This window comes from Nonomuraea sp. NEAU-A123 (assembly GCF_018603905.1).
GTDB lineage: Bacteria > Actinomycetota > Actinomycetes > Streptosporangiales > Streptosporangiaceae > Nonomuraea.
In genome coordinates, this window is sequence record NZ_JAHFZZ010000005.1 from 364,782 (window position 1) to 383,980 (window position 19,199).

The following is a 19,199-nucleotide window of genomic DNA, read 5'->3' on the forward strand; positions in this document are numbered from 1 at the left end:
CGTCGTGGCGGCGCGGCACATCGTACGCGCGGGGGTGGCTCCTGTCACACGGCGCGGACCGTCCGGTGGGCGGCGAACGACTGGCGGTCTCCCGACCAGGCCGACCGGGGTACGGCCGCCTCCAGCCGGTCGAGGTCGGCGGGAGACAGGACGACGTCGGCACTGCCGGCGTTCTCCGCCAGACGTGTGGCGCGCCGGGTCCCGGGGATCGGGACGACGTCGTCGCCCTGGGCCAGCAGCCAGGCGAGCGCGAGCTGAGCCGGGGTCACCTCGCGCTCGGCGGCCAGCCGCCGTACTTCGGTGGCGAGCGCCTGGTTGCGCTCCAGGCTGTCGTCCTGGAATCGCGGATCGCCGAGACGGAAGTCACCGGCTCCGAGGGTGTCCGTGGTGACGGCGCCGGCCAGGAAGCCGCGGCCGAGCGGGCTGTAGGGGACCAGCCCGATGCCCAGCCGGCGGGCGGTGGGCAGCACATCGTCCTCGATGTCCCGCCACCACAGCGACCATTCGTACTGCGCCGCGCTGATCGGATGGGTGGCGGCCGCGCGCTCCAGCTCGCCGGGGCTCGCCTCCGACAGCCCGAGATGGCGGACCTTGCCTTCGGCGACCAGCTCCGCCATGGCGCCGACGGTCTCCTCGATCGGCACCTGCGGGTCGACGCGGTGCTGGTAGTACAGGTCTAGGTGGTCGACGCCCAGCCGGGCCAGTGACGCCTCGCAGTAGGCGCGGACGTTCTCAGGCCGGCCATCGACCCGGACACCGTCGTCGCCGCGGATGATGCCGAACTTGGTGGCCAGGACCACCTCGTCCCGGCGCCCCGCCAGCGCCCGGCCGAGCAACTGCTCGTTGTGGCCACGGCCGTAGCTCATGGCGGTGTCCCAGAAGGTGACGCCGATGTCGATGGCCCGGTGCAGGGTGGCGATCGACTCGGCGTCGTCGGCCGGCCCGTAGCCCTGAGACATGCCCATGCAGCCGAGGCCGACTGCCGAGACGGTGAGACCTTCCGGCCCGAGGGTTCGTACGTTCATGGCTTTCACCGTAACCACGGCTTATTCTGGTATCCACAGCAGGTTTTTTCTAGTAATGGAAGTACCAGGATGTCGCAATCCGCGATCCGGGCCAGAGAGCTGGGAGACCTGCTCCGCTCCCGCCGCGAGCGCCTTCAGCCCGCCGACGTCGGCCTGCCCGCGGGGGCCCGGCGGCGGACCCGCGGACTGCGCCGGGAAGAGGTGGCCCAGCTCGCGGCCATTTCCTCGACGTACTACACCTACCTGGAGCAGGGCCGCGAAGTGCGCCCGTCGCGCCAGGTGCTCGACGCGCTCGCGGTGGCGCTGCGCCTCGACGCCGCCGAGCGCGGCCATATCCATGAGCTCATCCACGGCGCCCCGCCCGCCGAGACACCCGCCGTCGCCGAATCGCTCTCACCTGTCGTCGTCTCACTCGTGGACCGGCTCGACCCGTGCCCGACCTACGTCACCGGCCGGTGCTTCGACGTACTGGCGGCCAACCGGGCCGCCCGGGCGTTGTGGACCGACTGGCCGGCCCGGCCACCGGAGGCGCGCAACATGCTCTGGTGGATGTTCACCGATCCCGGCGCCCGGCAGGTCATGGTCGACTGGCCGGGCGAGGCCTCCGCGCTGCTCGGCCGCTTCCGTACGGCCGCGGCCCGGCACCCCGGCGACCCCGCCTTCAGCGCGCTGCTCGACCGCCTGCACGCGGCGAGCCCCGAGGTGCGGGAGTGGTGGCCGCAGCACAAGGTCGTACCTCTGGCCTCCGGCACCAAGCGGCTGCGCCATCCGGTCCTCGGGGAGCTCGAGTTGCACCACGTCGTCCTCCAGCTCGCCGACGAACCCGAGCACAAACTCGTCACCTTCACCCCCACCGACCGGGACCAGGCCCGGATCTCCGAGCTGTGGCTATAGGCGGTTCGCGAGGGGCGTGAGCTGGTGGATGTCGTGGCGGGTCCGTAGTGCGGCGATCGCCTCCTGATCCGGTGGCCGGCCGGTGGCTATCAGGTCGGCGAGTTCGCGCAGGTAGTGCTCGTGGCCGGACGGGGAGACGAGGAAGAGCATCCGCGCGGGCTCGGGGCCGGGGTTGAAGAAGGCATGCGGGCAGCCGGCGGGCACGAACATGACACTCCCCGGACCGCCTTTGAACACCGGCGTGCCGGCATCCGACTCCCAGGTCCGCCAGTCGTCGTCGGCTTTGTCGCGGGGATGGAAGGCGAGCAGTTCGAGCTCCCCCTCGAGGACGTAGAACACCTCCTCGACGTTATGGTGCAGGTGCGCCCCGACATCGAATCCCGGTGCGACGTCGGCCTCGAACACCGACCAGCTCGCCGACCGCTCCGCACCTACCTTGAGCGTGATGCCGGCGGTCTGGATGCGGGATCCGGCGCCGGGCGGGAGCAACAGTCCATCGGTCATGGCTTCCACCCGGTCGTGTCGAGCCAGTTCTCCAGTGTCATCAGGCCCGGGTGGGCGGCCCGGAGCGCCGGGAAGTCGGGTTCGTCGTCGTCGCGTTCGCCGAGCCAGGCGAACATCTTGGCCACCTGGTCGTCGAAGGCCCGTATCTGCTCGATGGGCACCTGATGGAAGCGGGCGGGCAGGCCACCGGCCCGGCCGAAGGTCTCGGCGATCGCCTCAGCGGAGAGGCAGTCTCCGGCGATCTCGAGGGTCCGGCCGATGAACGCGCCGGGCTGGTCGAACGCGATCGCGGCGAACGCCCCGATGTCCCGCATCGCGATCAGCCGTACCCGCGTCTCCGGGCGTACGGCGAGGTTGACCACCAGCTCGTCGCCGTCCATGACCGGGCGGGTGAGGGAGGTGAAGTTCTCCATGAACATGACGGGCCGCAGGACGGTGGCCGGCAGCCCGAGCAGGCCGATGCGTTCCTCGATGCGGGCCTTGCTGTCGTAGTACGGGATGTCGCTCACCAGGCCCGCGCCGCTGATCGAGCTGTAGACCAGGTGCCCGATGCCGGACTCCTTGGCGATCTCGGCCACCGCCGTGCCGCGCCGTTCCTCGGCCGCCACCCCTTCAGGGGTCACCTTGGGGCCGGTGAGCATGGTCAGCACCAGGAAGACGCCGTACGCGCCGTCCATCGCCGCCCGGAGCGACGCCGGGTCGTCCAGGTCGCCGGTGGCCAGAGTGGCCCCCGCCGTCCGCAGCGATTCGGCGCCCGGCGAGCCGGCGTCCCGTACCAGAGCGCGAACCTCCCAGCCACGATCGAGTAACTGGCGCGCGGCCGCGCCCCCTTGCTGGCCGGTGGCGCCGATCACCAGCACCGGCCCCTTTTGCTGAGCCATGTCCCCTCCTCCGCCTGACAGTGACAAAGATCAGGCTAGCCACGAAGAGACGGTCGATCCTGGTACAGATACTGCTAACCTGCCGGTCGGTTCACCGTCCATGGGAGCGCTGTGGGAAGCGGTCACGACAGCGGGCAGACGGCGCGGCGCGCCGAGCTGGGTGCCTTTCTGCGCGCGCGGCGGGCCCGGCTGCGGCCGGCCGACGTGGGGTTGCCGGAAGACGGGATGCCGGGGCGACGCCGGACCGCCGGCCTCCGGCGCGAGGAGGTCGCCGAGCTGTCCGGCGTCGGCGTTACCTGGTACACCTGGCTCGAGCAGGGCAGGAACATCTCCGCGTCGGCTCAGGTGATCGACGCGCTGGCCCGCGCGCTGCTCCTCGGTCCGGACCACCACCGCCACCTCCGCGACCTGGCCGGCCTCGCCGCCCCGGACCGGCGAACCCCCACCGATGATGTACGTCCGCGACTGCGCCGCCTGGTCGACGCCGCGGCGCCGAACATCGCCTCGATCTATGACGGCCATTTCGACTACCTGGCATGGAACCGGCCGTACGCGCTGATCCGCCACGATCCGGATAACTTTCCGCCTGACCGGCGCAACCTGCTGTGGATGATGTTCACCGATGAGAAGAACCGGGCCCGCATGACCCGATGGGAGCCGGCGGCGCGGGCCGTCCTCAGCCAGTTCCGGGCCATGGCCGGGCAGCGACCGGACGACGCGCGGTTCGCGGACATCGTGGCCGGGCTGACCGCGGAGAGTCCGGAGTTCCGGGAGTGGTGGACCGAGTACCCCGTCCGCACCTTCAGACCCGCGACGATCGAACTCGATCATCCCGGGGCCGGGCGGGTCGAGCTGGAGATGTTCCAGCTCCGCCTGGTCGAGCGCCCTGACCTGGTGATGGTCGTACAGGTGCCGGTGAGCGACGAGGTCCGCCGGCGGATCACCGCCATGCTCGAAACCACGTGACCATGTGCGGGCGACTCCCGCGCGGGCTTACTGCTGCCAGTTCTCGTATACGAGTCCGTCGGTGGTTCGCATGAAAGCATGGGGCAGCTGAGCTGCTCCAGGCGAGGCAGAGGTGTTGGTGATGCCGATGCCCGCGTCGATGGTACGGCCAGTCGGATTCCCGTGGTCCTCCCAGACCGCCTTGACGCCGTCCCACCGGCAGGCCCAGACGGAGTTGTTGCCGTCGGTCACGAAGACCAGCGCGTATTGGGAGTTGTTGTTCATGTCCGGGACGCTGATCGCACCCAGGCCGGCAAGGGCGTAAAGGTCACTCGGCGGGGCGCCCACCTCGAGCCAGGAGTCGTCCTGACAGACCCAGACGTTGCCGGTCGATACGCTCAGGACGAAGCAGCAGGACTGGGAGAGCTGCCCGGGGCCGCGCTTGATGATCGCCGCACCGGCCGGTCCACCGATCACCGCAGGGTACTGGGGCCCGCCAAGAGCGGTCCACCGTGAGGCCACCATGTCCGTGACGCCGAGCCACAACTGCCCGTCGCCGCCCCACACGTAGACCTGCAGGCTCTGCTCGCCGGTCCTCTCGTCCGTGACAGCGAGGACTCCCATCGAGGAGCCGATCGCGACGCCGGGCGAACCCATGCTGTACCAGAGCCAGGACGACCCGTTCCACCAGTTCACCCACGCATTGCCGTCGCTGCCGGTGACGACGGCGAAGGGCGCGGGACTCATCGTCGGCTTCAGCGCGATCGTCACCGCGCCGAGGCCTCGGAAAAGGTTGACGCTCGGCGGCTGCCCCTGGTCGGACCAGATCCACGTTGTACCGTTCCACCAGTTCACCCAGAGATGTTGGTCTCGTATGACGAACGCGTAAGGTCGATTTCCCTGCGGGGTGTCGTCGAGAGCGATGACGCCAACCGGTCGATCGACCTTTCCTCCTTGGTCGGCCCATTCCCAGGTGCCGTCTGGCTTTTGCCAGAGAATCCACAGATGACTGTCCTCCGCCCGTACGAAGACGAAGGGGCGGGAGGCCGGCGTTGCCCTCTCCACGACTGCCACCGCACCGATCCCGTACGTCACCTCAGGGCCGGGCTTGCCGCGAGGGGCCCAATGCCATGACGTCGGGATGGGCGCGCCGACCCAGGACAGCGAGCCCAACGCCATGGCTCCGAGGCTGGTCCCCAGAAAAGCGCGGCGAGAGAGCTCCGGCATGACGACGTCCGCCGGGGATCGTCTGGCTCCGTTACCGTCGTCGGATAACGCCGGCTGGTCGTCGGGTCGTTGTTCGCTTGATGACATGACTATTTCCCCCCGCTGCTTGAGCGCAAATGTTGCGATGATTCAATCGCCAGTGGCTCGATAAACGATTAGTAGCGAGTTGCAGCCCAATACCGTCCAGTTTCACGGTTCCCGCGAGTGGTGCTTTCCCTCGAATCTGGGAAGAAATGAGCGATCACATCGCTCCACGGCGGTCGTGGCGACAGCCGTCGCCGGTTCTGCCGTACGGTTGAGATCACGTCGTAGTCGCCGCAGGCCACCCCGCCGCCGCGCCGGCACATCGTGGCGCCTTACGCGGAGGTGGGCGAAGGCTCCCGGCACCGAAGGAATGATCATCATGCGGCATCTCGGCATCCTCGCCCACAGCACCGAAGGCGCGGCCCTGTGCTTTCTGGCCTACTGCCAGGAGGGTTTTCGCCGGGTGGGCCGGCACGAGCATCCCGACGTGACCCTCGACTACATCGCCTTCGGCTACAGCATGCCCGCCTGGGACGCGGGTGACTACGACTCGATCAGGGCCAGGCTGGCCGTCAGCGTCGAGCGCCTCGCCCGCGCCGGGGCCGACTTCTTCGCCTGTCCGGACAACACCGCCCACCTGGCGCTCGAACGGCCCGGCGAGGATCTCGCCCTGCCTGGCCTGCACATCGCCGAGGTGGTCGCCGACCAGGCGGTTCGCGACGGGCGTGCGAAGGTCGCCGTGCTCGGTACGTCGTACACGATGGACAGCGGGCTTTATCCGGAGGCGCTCGCCGCACGCGGGATCGCGGCCGAGGTGCCGGAGGCGGACGACCGGCGGATCATCAACGAGATCATCTTTGCTGAGCTGGTGAACGGGGTGTTCACCGAGGAGTCGCGGCAGGAGTACGTCCGTGTCATCGCGCGGTTGGCGGACAGCGGGTGCGACGCCGTAGCGCTCGTCTGCACCGAGATCCCGCTCCTGGTGGCACCCGAGGTGTCACCGCTGCCGACACTCGACTCCACACGCCTCATGGCCGTGGCCGCGTACGAGGTCGCCGCCGGTCACCGGCCCCTGCCCACCTGGCGTGGAGGCGCTTGACCACCTCTGGCTTCGCGAATGACCTGGCGGCGCCCATCGTGATGAGGCGGCGTTTGCCGGAAACCGTGCGAATTCTCCACAACCAATCCGGACTATCACTAAAGTGATCAAGTCAAAGTTTGAGGAGGAAACACCATGAAGCAGGCGACCGCCCTACGGATCGGCCGTTCAGTGCTGGTGATGGCGCTGGCGGGAGGTGCCGTGCCGGTCGCCGTCGCGCCCGCCGCGTTCGCCGCTCAGAAGGCGACGCTGGGGCCGTACGGGTACGGCAACCTGAAGCTCGGCATGACCGCCTCGAAGGCCAAGGCGACCGGGCGAATCGTCCGCAAAACAGTTGGAGACTCCGCCAGGTGCACGGGCTGGGACCTCAAGGAGAGCCCGTACGGCGAATACCGGGTGGGGATGTACATCTCCAAGAAGCACGGCGTGGCCATGATCGTCGCGCCGGCCGGCCTCAAGACGCCTCAGGGCATCAGCCTCGGCTCCACCAGGGCGCAGTTGAAGGCCGCCTACCCCCATCTGCGGCGTGGTCCGGGTGGGTACCCCACCGCCGATGTGCCGGGCAAGAAGGCGTACTACATGTTCTACGTGTCGAACAGCAGCAACAAGGTCGCCGGGATGAGCCTGGTTCTGGCCAAGCAGGATTGCGTCAGGTACTAACGATCTTGATGGGCCGCGCGGGCGGTCACCTGCCGGGGCCGGTGCGAACGACAACGAACAATCCCCGCGCGCGGACGCCATCCGGCATGTGCCAGGAGCCGGCGACGTGGCCGGTCGCTTCCGGCGGAAGGAGAGGCCCGCCGTCCGGGGCCGGGCGCAGGATCCGGTGCAGGCGGAGGGTCGTGCCACGCGGGGCGGTCAGCTCAGTGCCCTCGTGATCGTCGGTGGCGGTGGTGAAGTCCGTTGGGGTGAGGCCGTCACCGATGTAAGAGCGGGTGACCTCCCGGTCGGGGAGCCGCCCATGTTCGGCGAGAGTAAGCCCCTACTCAAATGCCGCCTCTCTGGGTGCGACATCTATCGTGGGCGATTGTTGTGGCATCCCTCCATGCGTGTCCTGCGACGTTGTGGTGTGAGATCGGATCCGCGCACCTACAAGAGTGGAGGAGGCGACATGCCGAAGTTCAACCTGGGGAACGGTTTCCCCACCGGCGACATCGCCCGGATCGCCGTCTTCGCGGCGCTGATCGCCGCGCTCGGCCTGCCGGGCACCCTGAACGCCTTCGGCAACGCGGTCCCGATCACGCTGCAGACGTTCGGCGTCATGCTGGCGGGCACGATTCTGGGGTCGTGGCGGGCCGCCGTGGCCGTCGCCGTCCTGCTCGTGCTGGTGGCCGCGGGTCTGCCGCTGCTGGCCGGCGGGCGTGGGGGGCTGGGCGTGTTCGTGGGGCCGTCGGCTGGGTTCCTGCTCGGCTGGCTGCCCGGCGCGGCCGTGACCGGCTGGATCGTCGAACGCGGCGGTCATCACCCGAGCGTCGTACGGCTGGTGGTGGCCTGTGTGGCCGGCGGCATCGGGGTGATCTACCTGGTCGGCCTCCCGGTGCAGGCGCTGGTCAGCGGGATCTCGCTGGGCAAGGCGGCGCTGCTCAGTCTCACGTTCCTGCCCGGTGACCTGATCAAGGCGGTGCTGGCGTCGATTGTGACGAGGGGGACTCAACGGGCATACCCTGACGCCGTCCCGGCCGTACATCGCGAACGGCTCCGCGCCGGCAAGGAGGGCTGACCCGGTCATGCCGGTCGCCGTACAGGTATTGCGACACGCTTCCGACCACCCACACCGCCTCGCGGTGTGCGGTCCGTCGGGCGAACTGAGCTACGCGGAGCTCGCCCGACGGATCCACGGTACGGCGACGCACCTTGCCGCGCTGGGGATGGGCCGCGGCGCCCTGGTCGCGATCACCCTGACCGACCCGGCGGACCAGCTCACCGCCGCACTGGCGACGGACCTGGCGGGGGGTACGCCGCTGCTGTGCGACCCGGCGTGGGACGAGCGCGTACGGGCCGCGATCCCAGCGGACCTCCACCTCAACGGCCTTGACCACCTCGACCACCCAGGTCACTTCGTTCACCTCGACCACCTCGGTCACCTCGACCACCTCGGTCACCCCGATCACCCTGACCATCGAGGTCACCTCGGCGGCCTCGATGGCCGTCCTCCCGGTGAGATGAACGCTGCTCGCGGGGCGGACGGCCTTGTGTCACCCGCTGAGGGAGGTGTGCGGTCATCCGCCGCGGCGGACGCACCTGCGGCGGTGTGGCCGCGGCCGGAGGCCGGGGATCGGGCCTGGGCGTGTTTCAGCTCCGGGAGCACCGGCCGGCCGCGGGCCGTGGTCCGCACTCGCGCGTCCTGGACCGGGTCGTTCCCGCAGGTGAGCGAGCTCGCCGGGATCGGGCCCGCCGACGTCGTCCTGGTGCCCGGGCCTCTGAGCTCGTCCCTGTACGGCTTCGCGGCCGTGCACGCGCTGGCCGTCGGCGCCACGGTCCTGGTGCCGGGCCGCTGGTCACCCGGGTCCTTGGGCGCGCAGCTCGGCCGGGCCACCGTGGCGCACCTGGTGCCGCACCTCCTGCCCGCCGTACTGGATGCCCTGCCGGAGGGCGCCCCGCTGCGGACCGTCGTGATCGGCGGGGCGGCATTGCCCGCGGGGCTGCGGGAGCGGGCGGCGGGCGCCGGGGTACGGGTGGTGTCCTACTACGGCGCCACCGAGCTGTCCTTCGTGGCCATCGACGTCGACGGCGCGGGGCTGCGCCCTTTTCCAGGCACCGAACTTCAGGTCAGGACGCACCCCGACCAGTCGCTCGGCGAGGTGTGGGTGCGGTCGCCCTGGCTGGCCGAGGGCTACCTGGCAGGGGCGTCGGGGCCGCTGCGGGTCGACGACGACGGGTGGATGAGCGTCGGCGACGTGGCGGAGCCGTACCTGCCGGGTGAGGTCCTGCGGCTGCGCGGCCGGGGAGACGGCGCGATCCAGACCGGCGGGGCCACGGTCGTACCGGAGGACGTCGAGGAGGTGCTCAGGACCGTGCGCGGAGTGGGCGACGTCGTGGTGGTCGGCTCGCCGCACCCGGACCTGGGCGCGGTGGTCACGGCCATTGTGGAAGTGGGCGCCGGGACGCCGCCGTCCCGGGCCACGCTCGAGGCCGCGGCACGCGGCGGCCTGGCCGCGGCGCAACGCCCCCGCCGCTGGTACGCGGTGGGCACCCTGCCCCGCACCTCGGCAGGCAAGCCGGCCCGCGGCCTCCTCACCGCCCGCCTGGCAGACGGTGACATCGCCCGCTTGCCAAACGGTGATACCGCCCGCCGAGCGGACGATGACATCGCCCGCTTCACAGACGGCGATATCGCCCGCCGGGCAGACGCCGACGCCGCCCGTCCGGCAGACGGCGACCCGTACCTCTGGCGGCTCCGCTGATGACGCGACTCCCATCAGAGGCCGTGCCGGTCATCGTGGCCGCGCGTCGTACGGCGATCGGGACTGCCGGGCACGCCTTCAAGGAGGTGACGGCCGACAGGCTGGCGGCGCCGGTCATCGAGGTGGTTGCCCGTGACGTCGCCTGCCTCGGTGTGCCCATCGACGACGTGGTGCTCGGCAACTGCATGGGTCCCGGCGGGAATCTGGCGCGGGTCTCGGCGTTGGGCGCGGGGCTGGGTGAGGCGGTTCCCGGTGTCACGGTGGATCGGCAGTGCGGCAGCGGACTGGCGGCGATCCTGATGGCCGGTCAGGCCGTGGCCAGTGAGGAGATGGAGCTGGTCATCGCCGGTGGGGCCGAGAGCGCCTCCACCGCGCCGCTCCGGGCGCACCGGGGGAGCCCCGACGTTCCGTACGAGCGGGCGCCCTTCACCCCGGCAGGCCACCCGGACCCGGACATGGGGGCCGCCGCCGAGGCGCTCGCCGCGGCGCGCGGTGTGGATCGGGAACGCCAGGACGACTACGCGGGCGCGAGCAACGCCAAGGCGGTGGCCGCGCGGGAGGCGGGGCGGTTCGCGGCGGAGATCGTCGAGGTCGGCGGCCGGACGGAGGACCAGCGTCCCCGGCTGATGCGGCCGGCGTCGCTGTCGCGGTTGCCGGCGGCGTTCGTCCCGGGTGGGTCCGTGACGGCCGGGAACTCGTCGCCGGTCAGTGACGGGGCGGCGGTGGTCGCCCTCACCTCGGAACGGCTGCGGGCCAGAGCCGGGCTGCCCGGACTCCGGCTGCGGGGCGGCGCGGTCGTCGGCTGCGATCCCGCCCTGCCCGGCTGGGGTCCGGTGCCCGCGGTACGGCGGCTGCTCGGCCGTACCGGAGTGAGCATGGAACAGATCGCGGCGGTGGAGATCGTGGAGGCGTTCGCGGCCCAGACGCTGGCCGTCACCGACGCGCTCGGGCTCGACCCGCTCGGCGCCGACAGGGAGCGGGTCTGCGCGGACGGTGGCGCGCTGGCGCTCGGTCATCCGTGGGGGGCGAGCGGAGCCGTTGTGGTCGCGCGGCTGTTCACGCGGCTGGTGCGGTCGGGTGCGCCGCCGGGGACGCTGGGGCTGGCGACGGCGGCGGTCGGCGGCGGCCTCGGAGTCGCCGCCCTGTTCGAGGTGGTATGAGCGGGATCGGTGGAATCCGTGATGGAGATGACCGGCATCCGTGGGTGGGGTCAGTGAGCGAGCCGGTTGAGATGTATGGGTGGTGTGCGTGATCGAGCTGGACGACGTGCGGGTCCGGTTGGGGCAGCGTGAGGTGCTGTGCGGCGTCACGGCCGCGCTGCCCGAGCGGCGCGTGGGCGTGATCGGGGCCAACGGCTCGGGCAAGAGCACCCTGGCCCGGCTGCTGAACGGCCTGGTCCTGCCGACCTCCGGCACCGTCACCGTCCTCGGTGACGACACCCGCCGCCACGCGGCCAGGATCAGGCGGCGTGTCGGGTTCCTGTTCACCGATCCCGACGCGCAGATCGTGATGCCGACCGTGGCCGAGGACGTCGCGTTCTCCCTGCGCCGGCGGAAGCTGCCGCGCGAGGAGGTCGAGCGCAGGGTCGCCGACATCCTGGAGAGGTACGGCCTGGCAGGCCACGCCGACCACCCCGCCCACCAGTTGTCCGGCGGTCAGAAACAGCTGCTCGCCCTCTGCTCGGTCCTGGTGCTCGAACCCGAGATCCTCGTCATGGACGAACCCACGACCCTGCTGGACCTGCGCCACTCCCGGCTGGTCGCCGATGTGCTGCGCGAGCTGCCGCAACAGGTGGTCGTGGTCAGCCACGATCTCGCCCTGCTGGCGGACTTCGATCGCCTGCTGGTGCTGGACGAGGGGCGGATCGTGGCCGACACCACGCCGCGGGCGGCCATCGACCACTACCGGAAGCTCATGTCGTGAACGGGCTCACCGGCGCCTACGTCCCGGGTGACTCGCCGCTGCACCGCCTCCCTGCGGGGGCCAAGCTCGCGGGTCTGGCCGCCTTGTGCACGGTGCTCGTCCTCCTGCGCGCGCCGGTGGCGATGGCGGTCGCCGCGCTGGTGGTGGGCGTGCTGTTCGCCGTTTCGGGGGTGGGTGCGGCGGCGGCCTGGGCGCAGGTCCGGCCGGTCCGCTGGTTCGCTGTCGCGCTGTTCGTCATGCAGGTGGTGTTCGCGGATCTGCCGTCGGCGATCACTTCGGTGTCGCGGGTCGTCCTGGCCGTCGCTCTGGCCGGGCTGGTCACCCTGACGACGCGGACGGTCGCCATGATGGCGTTCCTCGAGCGCTGTCTGTCGCCGGCGCGGTGGGTGGGGCTTGACCCGTTTCGGTTGTCGTTGCTGCTGTCCCTCACGATCCGCAGCGTGCCGGTCATGGCCGACCTGGCCACCCGGGTGCGGGAGGCCCAGCGCGCCAGGGGAGTGGAGTGGAGCGTGCGCGCCTTCGCCGTACCACTGGTGGTGAGCGCGTTGCGTCACGCGGACGCGCTCGGCGAGGCCCTCAGCGCCCGCGGCCTGGACGATCACGACGAAGGTACGGGTCACGCAGCACCCTGACCTCAGCTATCACGTCTATGCCTGCCGCTCGAACAGCGACGACGCGCTTCAGGAGATGGCCCGCTCGATGCGGCAGAACGGCGCTCGTGGCCGTCGGGCTCGTGCGGCCTCACAGCCGGGATCTCAGCACGTCGACCTCGCAGCCTGGTGAGGACGGGTCGAAGCCGTGCTCGACCAGCCAGCGGACCGCCAGCAGGCTTCGCAACGACCACAACGCGCGTATCACGTCGAGGTCGACGTCGGTGCCGTAGCCGGCGACGACGTCGCCAAGGTGTTCCTCGTGTCCGAGCGTCAAGGTGGCGAGGTCGTACAGGGCATCGCCCTGGGCCGCCTCGGACCAGTCGATCACGCCGGTGATCTCGTCACCGTCGATGAACACGTGGCTGATCTGCAGGTCGCCGTGCGTGAACACCGGTGTCCACGGCCGGAGCGCAGCCTCGGCGACCCGTCGGTTGCGCGTGACCAGGTCGGTGGGAAGGACGCCGTTCGTGACGAGCCACTCGCATTCGCCGTCGAGGTGCGATGCGATCTCGCCGAGACTCCGACCGGGCCATGGCGGCAGTGGCGCGTCGTGCAGCATCCGTGCGGCGGCACCCGCCGCGGCCCACGCCGCCGGCGACGCGGTCGACGGCTCGCCGAGGCGGCCGAGTGCCGTGCCTGGGAGGGCGGCGAGCGCGAGCACGGGCGGCTTCCGCCACAGGACCTCCGGAGTCGGGATCGGCGCCATAGCCATCGCCTCGACCTCGACGTCGGTGCGCGCCTGATCAGCGTCGATCTTCAGGAACACGTCGCCGACGCGCAGGGTCGCGCGCTCGTTATGGGCGACGACGACCTCGACCTCTTCCACGTCGGCCATTATCGCGGGGATGACCACCGACGTCGCCGGGTTTATCGTCGACCTGCTCGCCCAACTCGCCGACGACCTGCACTCGGCGATGATGCGCGCGTCCCGGTTGGCGTACGCGATCCTGGACGGCGCCCTCATCCCGATCGACCGGCTCGCCGACCAGAAGCCGTACTACTTGGGAAAGGATCACCGGCACGGAGTGAACGTGCAGGTCCTGGCTGATCCGGCCGGGCGCCTGGTGTGGGCCTCGCCCGCACTGCCGGGCAGCACCCACGACCTGACCGCCGCCCGCGCCGCCGGACTGATCGACGCGCTGACCACGGCGAACGCGCCGTCGCCACCTTGAAGGCCTGGAAGGTCCTGGCGAAAGTGCGCTGCTGCCCGCACCGCATCACCACGATCGTGCAGGCCATCACGGTCCTGCACGCCATCGAGACAGGCCGCTACTCAGGATGAAAAGCGTTCAGGGTTCATCGAGGTTGCGCATGCTACTTCCGTTACGGGGGCGGCAGATTGGTGATGCCCGGCCACAACCCCGTGGGTCGATAAACCAAGCTCTTGTGGGGTGTGGGACGGCGGTACCACGGCCGACGCCTACACCTCACTGAGGACGTAGAGCAGCGCGTTCATGCTGGTCCCGCTCACGATGTCACGCTTGTCGATCAGGCGGCGGATGTCGGTGAGCGGTACCCACTCGATGCGCTCGGCCTCCCATGGCTCTGTAGGCGTCCCGATGTGCTGGGCGCTGTCGGCGTGGAAGACGTGGTGTTCGGAGTCGGAGATGCCGTTGGTCGGCTGGGTGTAGAGCAGCGGCCGCAGGGGGCCGGGCCGCCAGCCGGTCTCCTCTTCGACTTCGCGGGCGGCGGCTGCGATCGGCTCCTCGCCCTGCTCGATCTTGCCGATCGGGATCTCCCAGCCCCAGGTGTCGGTGATGAAGCGGTGCCGCCAGATGAGCAACACGCGGTTCTGCTCGTCAGTGACGACCGCACCCGCTCCGGGCGCGGTCCGGATGAGTCGATGATCGAGATGCCGTCCGTCCGGCAGTTCCACATCGGCCACGCGGACGTCGAGCCAGCGGTCGGTGTAGAGCGGTTCTTCCGCGTGGACCTGCCAGCGCATGCGGCTGCTCCCCTGGGTGGATGCCTGGACCGGCACCACGTTACAAGGGGATGCCCGCCTGCCGCCTCGCGCGAGCGAACGGCAGGTGGCTCACGGCGGTCACGTGTCGACGGGCAGGCGGCGGGCGGCCACGCCTGCCCAGCCGAGGCCGAGTGCGGTGATCAGGAGCACTCCCGCGGCCCCCGCCCCCGCCGCCACCAGTCCGGCCGCGCCCGGGATGAGGATCTGCCCGGTACGGTTGCCCGCCAGCCGCAGCGACATCGCCCGCCCCCGAAGACCGGCGGGCGCTGACTCCGCGAGCCACGACATGGTCATCGGCTGCCCCACCCCCAGCCCGAACCCCATGACCAGCAGCACACAGGCCAGCAGCCACAGCGGCATGGGCAGCGGCGTGACCACCATGGCCAGGGCCGCCGCGACGGTGCTGACCACCAGGAGGCGTCGCCTGCCGAAGGCGCGCGAGAGGCGGCCCAGGAAGAACCGCGACCCCATCGACGCCACACCACGGATCGCCAGCAGGCCGCCCACCACGCCCGAGGCGAGCCCTTGTTCGGTGCCCAGCGCCGGCAGGTAGACGAGCGTGATGTCGACCGCGGCCAGCACCACGCAGCTCGTCACGAGCGCGTGCGCGAGACCCGGCAGCCGCAGCAGCGAGCGCACTCCGGCGCCGTCGCCACGGACCTGCGCGGCGGACCGCGGGCTGCCGGTCAGGAGCGCCGACAGCACGACGAGTACGGCAGCGATCCCGCAGGTCCACAGATAGATCCGGCCGGTGTCGGGAATGGCCAGCGCGCCGCCGAACACGGTGATCAGGACCGGCCCCGCGGCCTGGCCCAGCGAGGCGGCGAACGTGTAGTGCCCGAAGGCCGTGTCGTACCGGCCGGGCACGGTCACGTTCGCCACCAGCGCCTGCTGGGCGATGACGCAGCCGAGATGTCCCGTGCCGAGCAGCACGCCGCCCGCGATCAGCCCGGGAATCGTGTGGCCGAACGCCAGGAACGCGGCACAGGCGGCCGTGAGCAGCACCGCCCCCGCCACGGCCATGCGCCGCTCGCCGTACCGGTCGGCGGCCTGACCGGCGGGGATGGCCAGGACGAGCGGCGCGACGGCGAAGCTGGCGCCCAGCACGCCCAGCCACGCCGCCGGGACGTGCAGCTCGATCGCCCCGTACGACATGGTCGGCCGCAGCACGAACGTGACCACCTGCGTCCCCATGGAGTGCCCCAGCAGCAGAGCCGTCCGATGGCGCCGATGCCAGCCGTCAGACATCGATCCCGTCCACTTCAGATCCAGCCCGCTCAGATCTAGCCCGCTCAGATCCAGCCCGCTCAGATCCAGCCCGGTCGAAATCAGCCCGGTCGAAATCAGCGCGGTCAGAGTCGGCGCGGGCGGAGTCGGCTTGCGCGCGCAGCCGCCGGGCGGCCTGCGCGCCCAGGCTGGTGTCGATGTGCTCACGCATGACGGCCGCCGCGCCGTCGGCGTCTCCGGCGATCACGTACTCCAGCAGGGCCTCGTGCTCGGCCGCCTTGCGGTCGCGGGCGGCCTGGCCGCGTTCGACCTCCAGGGCCAGGCGGCGATAGCGGTCGGACTTGTCCCACAGGCCGTCGAGCGTGCCGATGAGCAGGTCGTTGTGCGAGGCGCCGTACAGGGCGGCGTGGAAGCGGCGATGGGCGACGAGCTGCTCGTACGCGGGGTCGCCGGGCAGCGGGCCGAGCCCCTCGGCGGCCGCGCGCATGCCCGCGATGTCGGCCCTGGTCCTGCGCTCGGCGGCCAGGGCGACGGCCAAGGGGTCGAGGGAGCGCCGCATCTCCAGCAGGTCGCGCGCCTCTTCCGCGGACAGTGGCGCCACCCGGGCGTCGCGGTGGGCGTCCAGCGCCACCAGGCCCTCGCTCTTCAGCCGGCGCAGCGCCTCGCGGAGCGGCGTGGTGCTGATGCCGATGTCACGCGCCAGCTTGACCTGCGCGATCACGGAGCCGGGCGGCAGGACTCCGGACAGGATCAGCTCCTTGACCCGCAGGTACGCGTGGTCGGCCTTGGTGGTGAAGAGCTCGGCCGGCGTCCCGTTCGTCACGGCTATAACGTAGCGCACCACGATAAAGCGCGAAATTTCGGGATATAGGGCCATAGGTTATAACGGGCCTCCCGACAGGCTCCTGGTGTGGGAGCATTTGGGCACCATGCGAGCCATGCTGCCGTTGCGATTAGCGCGGTCGGCCCTCTTCGCGGCCGTCTGCGTGGCGCTGGCCGCCCTGGCCCATTGGTTCGCGGGCGGCACACTGCCGGGTCCCGGCCCGCTCGCGCTCGGAGCCGGGGTCGTGACGGCCATCACGGCCGTGGCGGCCGGCCGGGAGCGCGAACCAGTCCTGATCGCCCTCCTGCTCGGCTCGGCGCAACTCCTCCTGCACGGCCTGTTCGCCTGGCACGCCGCCCCCGCCTCCATGCCGCCCGGTCATGGGCTGGGCTCCGACGTCGAGATGGAGCTCTGCCATCTCACCGCCATGCTGGTGACCGGATGGTGGGTGGCCAGGGGCGAGACCGCGCTGTGGTCGGTGCTGCGGCGCCTGGCCGTACGCGTGGTCCTGATCCTGGCGCCGTGCCCCGTACGCCCGCCCGCTCCGCCGACGCCCGCTTACCGCCCGCCCGGCATCCCGTACGAAAGCGTCTTACGTCACGCGGTCGTCCGGCGTGGCCCCCCGCTCCCGGCTGCTCTCTGAACCCCCATCCCGCAGCCACGTGGAGAACACCATGACGTCCACCCCCGCATGCCGTCGACCCCTGCCCACCCGCACCTGAGCAGCCGTGTCCACTTCCCGAGGCGGGCCGTCGACGGCCCGCCGTTACGCCGTTGTCGCCGTGGCCGCCGGAGTCCTGGTGCTGGTCGCGGCCCTGCTGTTCGGCGGAAGTCTGCCGCAGCAGTCGTTCCCGGGCCTGCCCAAGGCGGGACCGATCACCGACTGGGGCCTGCCCCTGGCCCGTTTCGTCTATGACCTGTGCGCCTTCGCCACCGTGGGAACACTGGTCGCCGCCGTGCTCCTGGCCCCGCGCGGCACGCCGGAGGCCGCCGCCTGCCTGCGCGCCGCCGGCCGGTGGGCGCTGAGCTGGGCCGCCGCCGCGGCCGTGACGTACCTGCTGACGATCTCGGAGGTCACCGGCCTGCCGCTCGCCGATCTGCTGGAGGACCCGTCGATCCTGACGTTCGGCACCACCGTTCCCCAGACGCAGGCGCTGTTCATCGTGGCCGTGGCGGCGGGGGTGGTGGCGATCGGCACGAGCTTCGGGCCTTCACCCTGGTTGAACGGCTTCCTGCTGGCGGTCGCCGCCTTCGCGGTGCTGCCGCCCGCCTACGTCGGCCACGCCGCCTCGGCGGGCGACCACGACATCGCGATCTCCGCCCTGATGGCGCACCTGGTGACGGTGGCGGTGTGGGTGGGCGGCCTGGCCGCCGTGCTGGTCCACTTCCGGCGGTCGGACCGGCTGGCGGAGGTGGTGCCTAGGTTCAGCACGCTGGCGCTGGCCTGCTTCGCCGCGGTGGCCGTGTCCGGCGTGGCCAGTGCCTGGGTGCGGCTCGACGCCGTCGCCCAGCTCTGGCAGACCCGTTACGGCCTGCTCATCCTGGCCAAGGCGGCCGCGCTGGTGGCCCTGGGCGCCTTCGGCTGGCACCATCGCCGCCGCACGGTCGCGGGCCTGGCCGAACGTCCGGTGCGGCACACGTTCGTCCGGCTGGCCACCGGTGAGGCCATCGTCATGGCCGCGGCCGTCGGGCTGGCCGTGGGTCTGTCGCGCACCCCGCCACCGCCCTCGGAGGGCGGCGGCGGCCACGACCACCTCCTGCTGGAGTACGACCTGCCGCCCTTCTCGATCGGCAACCTGGTCACCGAGGTCAGGCTGGACCCGCTGATCCTGCTCCTGCTGGCCGTCCCCGCGGTCGGCTACCTCATCGGGCTGCGCCGCCTGGCCCGCGACGGGGTGCCGTGGCCGCCCGGCCGTACCGCCGCGTGGCTGGCCGGGCTCGCGGTGCTGGCGTTCGCCCTGCTCGGCGGCGTGGGCGGCTACGCCCGCGCGATGCTGTCCGCGCAGGCGCTGCAGTACGTCCTGGTCGCCCTCGTGGCGCCGCTGCTGCTGGCGCTCGGCGCGCCGCTGACGCTCGCCGCCCAGACCACCACCGACCGATCGCAGTACGGCGACGTGCCCCGCGCGATCCTGGACAGCGGCCTCGCTTCGCGCCTCACCCACCCCGTGACCGTCGCGGCGCTGCAGGTCGTGCCCGTGGCGCTGCTGTACGGGACCGGCTGGCTGGAGCAGTCGTCGTACAGTTACGCGGCGCACCTGCTCACTCTGGCCCTGCTGTTCTGCACCGGGATGCTGTGTTTCTGGGTGCTGACCGGGGTGGATCCGCTGCCGCGCCCGGTCACCTGGGTGACGCGGGCGCGGCTGCTCGCGGTGGTCGCCGTCGTGCCGCTCGCGCTCGGGCTGGCCCTGTGGTTCGGGCCGGGGGTGGGCCTGGACTGGTTCACGCTGGTGTCGCCGCCGGGGGTGTCGGACCTGTCCGCCGATCAGCGGGCCGCCGGGCTGACGGTGCTGATCATCGCGATCCTGGTGCTCGGGGCGTCGGCGGTACGGCTGGCGTCCTGGCGGCGGGTCGCTCAGCGGCGGAGGACACTCGTCTGAACGACCA

Annotated in this window: 19 protein-coding genes and 1 pseudogene; 12 read left to right on the top strand and 8 right to left on the bottom strand. The window is 71.2% G+C overall.

Annotated features, from left to right (window positions below):
* Positions 1 to 44 precede the first annotated feature (44 nt).
* Positions 45 to 1,025 (bottom strand): aldo/keto reductase, encoded by a 981-nt coding sequence (locus tag KLK06_RS17445; protein WP_214636511.1) that lies wholly within the window; start codon positions 1,023 to 1,025, stop codon positions 45 to 47.
* Between the two features lie 69 nt (positions 1,026 to 1,094).
* Between KLK06_RS17445 and KLK06_RS17450 the strand changes: the two genes are divergently transcribed.
* The gene (locus KLK06_RS17450) at positions 1,095 to 1,919 is read left to right on the top strand and encodes a helix-turn-helix transcriptional regulator (RefSeq protein WP_214636512.1); all 825 of its coding nucleotides are present in this window, start codon (positions 1,095 to 1,097) and stop codon (positions 1,917 to 1,919) included.
* Here KLK06_RS17450 and KLK06_RS17455 read toward each other — a convergent pair.
* Together KLK06_RS17455 and KLK06_RS17460 are read right to left on the bottom strand one after the other, a co-directional pair.
* Positions 1,914 to 2,423 carry a cupin domain-containing protein gene (locus KLK06_RS17455; RefSeq protein WP_214636513.1) on the bottom strand — a complete coding sequence of 170 codons (510 nt, stop codon included), beginning with the start codon at positions 2,421 to 2,423 and terminating at the stop codon, positions 1,914 to 1,916. The genes KLK06_RS17450 and KLK06_RS17455 overlap by 6 nt on opposite strands.
* Positions 2,420 to 3,304 carry an NmrA/HSCARG family protein gene (locus tag KLK06_RS17460; RefSeq protein ID WP_214636514.1) on the bottom strand — a complete coding sequence of 295 codons (885 nt, stop codon included), beginning with the start codon at positions 3,302 to 3,304 and terminating at the stop codon, positions 2,420 to 2,422. Before KLK06_RS17460 ends, KLK06_RS17455 begins: the two co-directional genes overlap by 4 nt.
* A gap of 111 nt (positions 3,305 to 3,415) precedes the next feature.
* On the opposite strand from KLK06_RS17460, the gene KLK06_RS17465 reads away from it, so the two are divergent.
* Entirely contained in the window at positions 3,416 to 4,270 is an 855-nt protein-coding gene (locus KLK06_RS17465; RefSeq protein WP_214636515.1) for a helix-turn-helix transcriptional regulator, read from the top strand.
* A 27-nt stretch (positions 4,271 to 4,297) separates the two neighbouring features.
* Here KLK06_RS17465 and KLK06_RS17470 read toward each other — a convergent pair whose 3' ends face one another.
* Entirely contained in the window at positions 4,298 to 5,104 is an 807-nt protein-coding gene (locus KLK06_RS17470; protein WP_214636516.1) for a hypothetical protein, read from the bottom strand.
* Positions 5,105 to 5,879: 775 nt separating this feature from the next.
* On the opposite strand from KLK06_RS17470, the gene KLK06_RS17475 reads away from it, so the two are divergent.
* The 7 genes from KLK06_RS17475 (at position 5,880) to KLK06_RS17505 (ending at position 12,558) form a co-directional block, all read left to right on the top strand.
* On the top strand, positions 5,880 to 6,599 hold the full coding sequence (locus KLK06_RS17475) for an aspartate/glutamate racemase family protein (RefSeq protein ID WP_214636517.1): 720 nt from the start codon (positions 5,880 to 5,882) through the stop codon (positions 6,597 to 6,599).
* Between the two features lie 135 nt (positions 6,600 to 6,734).
* On the top strand, positions 6,735 to 7,259 hold the full coding sequence (locus KLK06_RS17480; RefSeq protein WP_214636518.1) for a hypothetical protein: 525 nt from the start codon (positions 6,735 to 6,737) through the stop codon (positions 7,257 to 7,259).
* A gap of 451 nt (positions 7,260 to 7,710) precedes the next feature.
* Positions 7,711 to 8,319 (top strand): biotin transporter BioY, encoded by a 609-nt coding sequence (locus tag KLK06_RS17485; protein WP_214636519.1) that lies wholly within the window; start codon positions 7,711 to 7,713, stop codon positions 8,317 to 8,319.
* A gap of 7 nt (positions 8,320 to 8,326) precedes the next feature.
* The gene (locus KLK06_RS17490) at positions 8,327 to 10,003 is read left to right on the top strand and encodes a class I adenylate-forming enzyme family protein (protein ID WP_214636520.1); all 1,677 of its coding nucleotides are present in this window, start codon (positions 8,327 to 8,329) and stop codon (positions 10,001 to 10,003) included.
* A complete protein-coding gene (locus tag KLK06_RS17495) occupies positions 10,003 to 11,163 on the top strand; it encodes a thiolase family protein (protein WP_214636521.1) in 1,161 nt (386 codons plus the stop codon). Before KLK06_RS17490 ends, KLK06_RS17495 begins: the two co-directional genes overlap by 1 nt.
* Before the next feature lie 88 nt (positions 11,164 to 11,251).
* Complete coding sequence (locus tag KLK06_RS17500; protein ID WP_214636522.1) at positions 11,252 to 11,926, top strand: energy-coupling factor ABC transporter ATP-binding protein; 675 nt, start codon at positions 11,252 to 11,254, stop codon at positions 11,924 to 11,926.
* Complete coding sequence (locus tag KLK06_RS17505; RefSeq protein ID WP_214636523.1) at positions 11,923 to 12,558, top strand: energy-coupling factor transporter transmembrane protein EcfT; 636 nt, start codon at positions 11,923 to 11,925, stop codon at positions 12,556 to 12,558. Before KLK06_RS17500 ends, KLK06_RS17505 begins: the two co-directional genes overlap by 4 nt.
* 109 nt (positions 12,559 to 12,667) lie before the next feature.
* Here KLK06_RS17505 and KLK06_RS17510 read toward each other — a convergent pair whose 3' ends face one another.
* Positions 12,668 to 13,405 carry a phosphotransferase gene (locus KLK06_RS17510; protein ID WP_214636524.1) on the bottom strand — a complete coding sequence of 246 codons (738 nt, stop codon included), beginning with the start codon at positions 13,403 to 13,405 and terminating at the stop codon, positions 12,668 to 12,670.
* A 46-nt stretch (positions 13,406 to 13,451) separates the two neighbouring features.
* Here KLK06_RS17510 and KLK06_RS17515 point away from each other — a divergent pair.
* Positions 13,452 to 13,861, top strand: a pseudogene (locus tag KLK06_RS17515) (transposase family protein); the annotation flags it as partial.
* 138 nt (positions 13,862 to 13,999) lie between these two features.
* On the opposite strand, the gene KLK06_RS17520 reads toward KLK06_RS17515, so the two are convergent.
* From KLK06_RS17520 to KLK06_RS17530, 3 genes are all read right to left on the bottom strand, one after another.
* Positions 14,000 to 14,524: an NUDIX domain-containing protein gene (locus tag KLK06_RS17520; RefSeq protein ID WP_214636525.1), complete on the bottom strand. Its 525-nt coding sequence runs from the start codon at positions 14,522 to 14,524 to the stop codon at positions 14,000 to 14,002.
* Positions 14,525 to 14,623: 99 nt separating this feature from the next.
* On the bottom strand, positions 14,624 to 15,793 hold the full coding sequence (locus KLK06_RS17525) for an MFS transporter (protein WP_214636526.1): 1,170 nt from the start codon (positions 15,791 to 15,793) through the stop codon (positions 14,624 to 14,626).
* Positions 15,786 to 16,595 carry a GntR family transcriptional regulator gene (locus KLK06_RS17530; RefSeq protein ID WP_308168305.1) on the bottom strand — a complete coding sequence of 270 codons (810 nt, stop codon included), beginning with the start codon at positions 16,593 to 16,595 and terminating at the stop codon, positions 15,786 to 15,788. The genes KLK06_RS17525 and KLK06_RS17530 overlap by 8 nt, the downstream gene beginning before the upstream one ends.
* A gap of 115 nt (positions 16,596 to 16,710) precedes the next feature.
* Here KLK06_RS17530 and KLK06_RS17535 point away from each other — a divergent pair, with 115 nt between their 5' ends.
* On the top strand, positions 16,711 to 17,238 hold the full coding sequence (locus KLK06_RS17535; RefSeq protein WP_250905547.1) for an MFS transporter: 528 nt from the start codon (positions 16,711 to 16,713) through the stop codon (positions 17,236 to 17,238).
* A gap of 85 nt (positions 17,239 to 17,323) precedes the next feature.
* On the top strand, positions 17,324 to 19,192 hold the full coding sequence (locus KLK06_RS17540; RefSeq protein ID WP_214636529.1) for a bifunctional copper resistance protein CopD/cytochrome c oxidase assembly protein: 1,869 nt from the start codon (positions 17,324 to 17,326) through the stop codon (positions 19,190 to 19,192).
* Positions 19,193 to 19,199 lie beyond the last annotated feature (7 nt).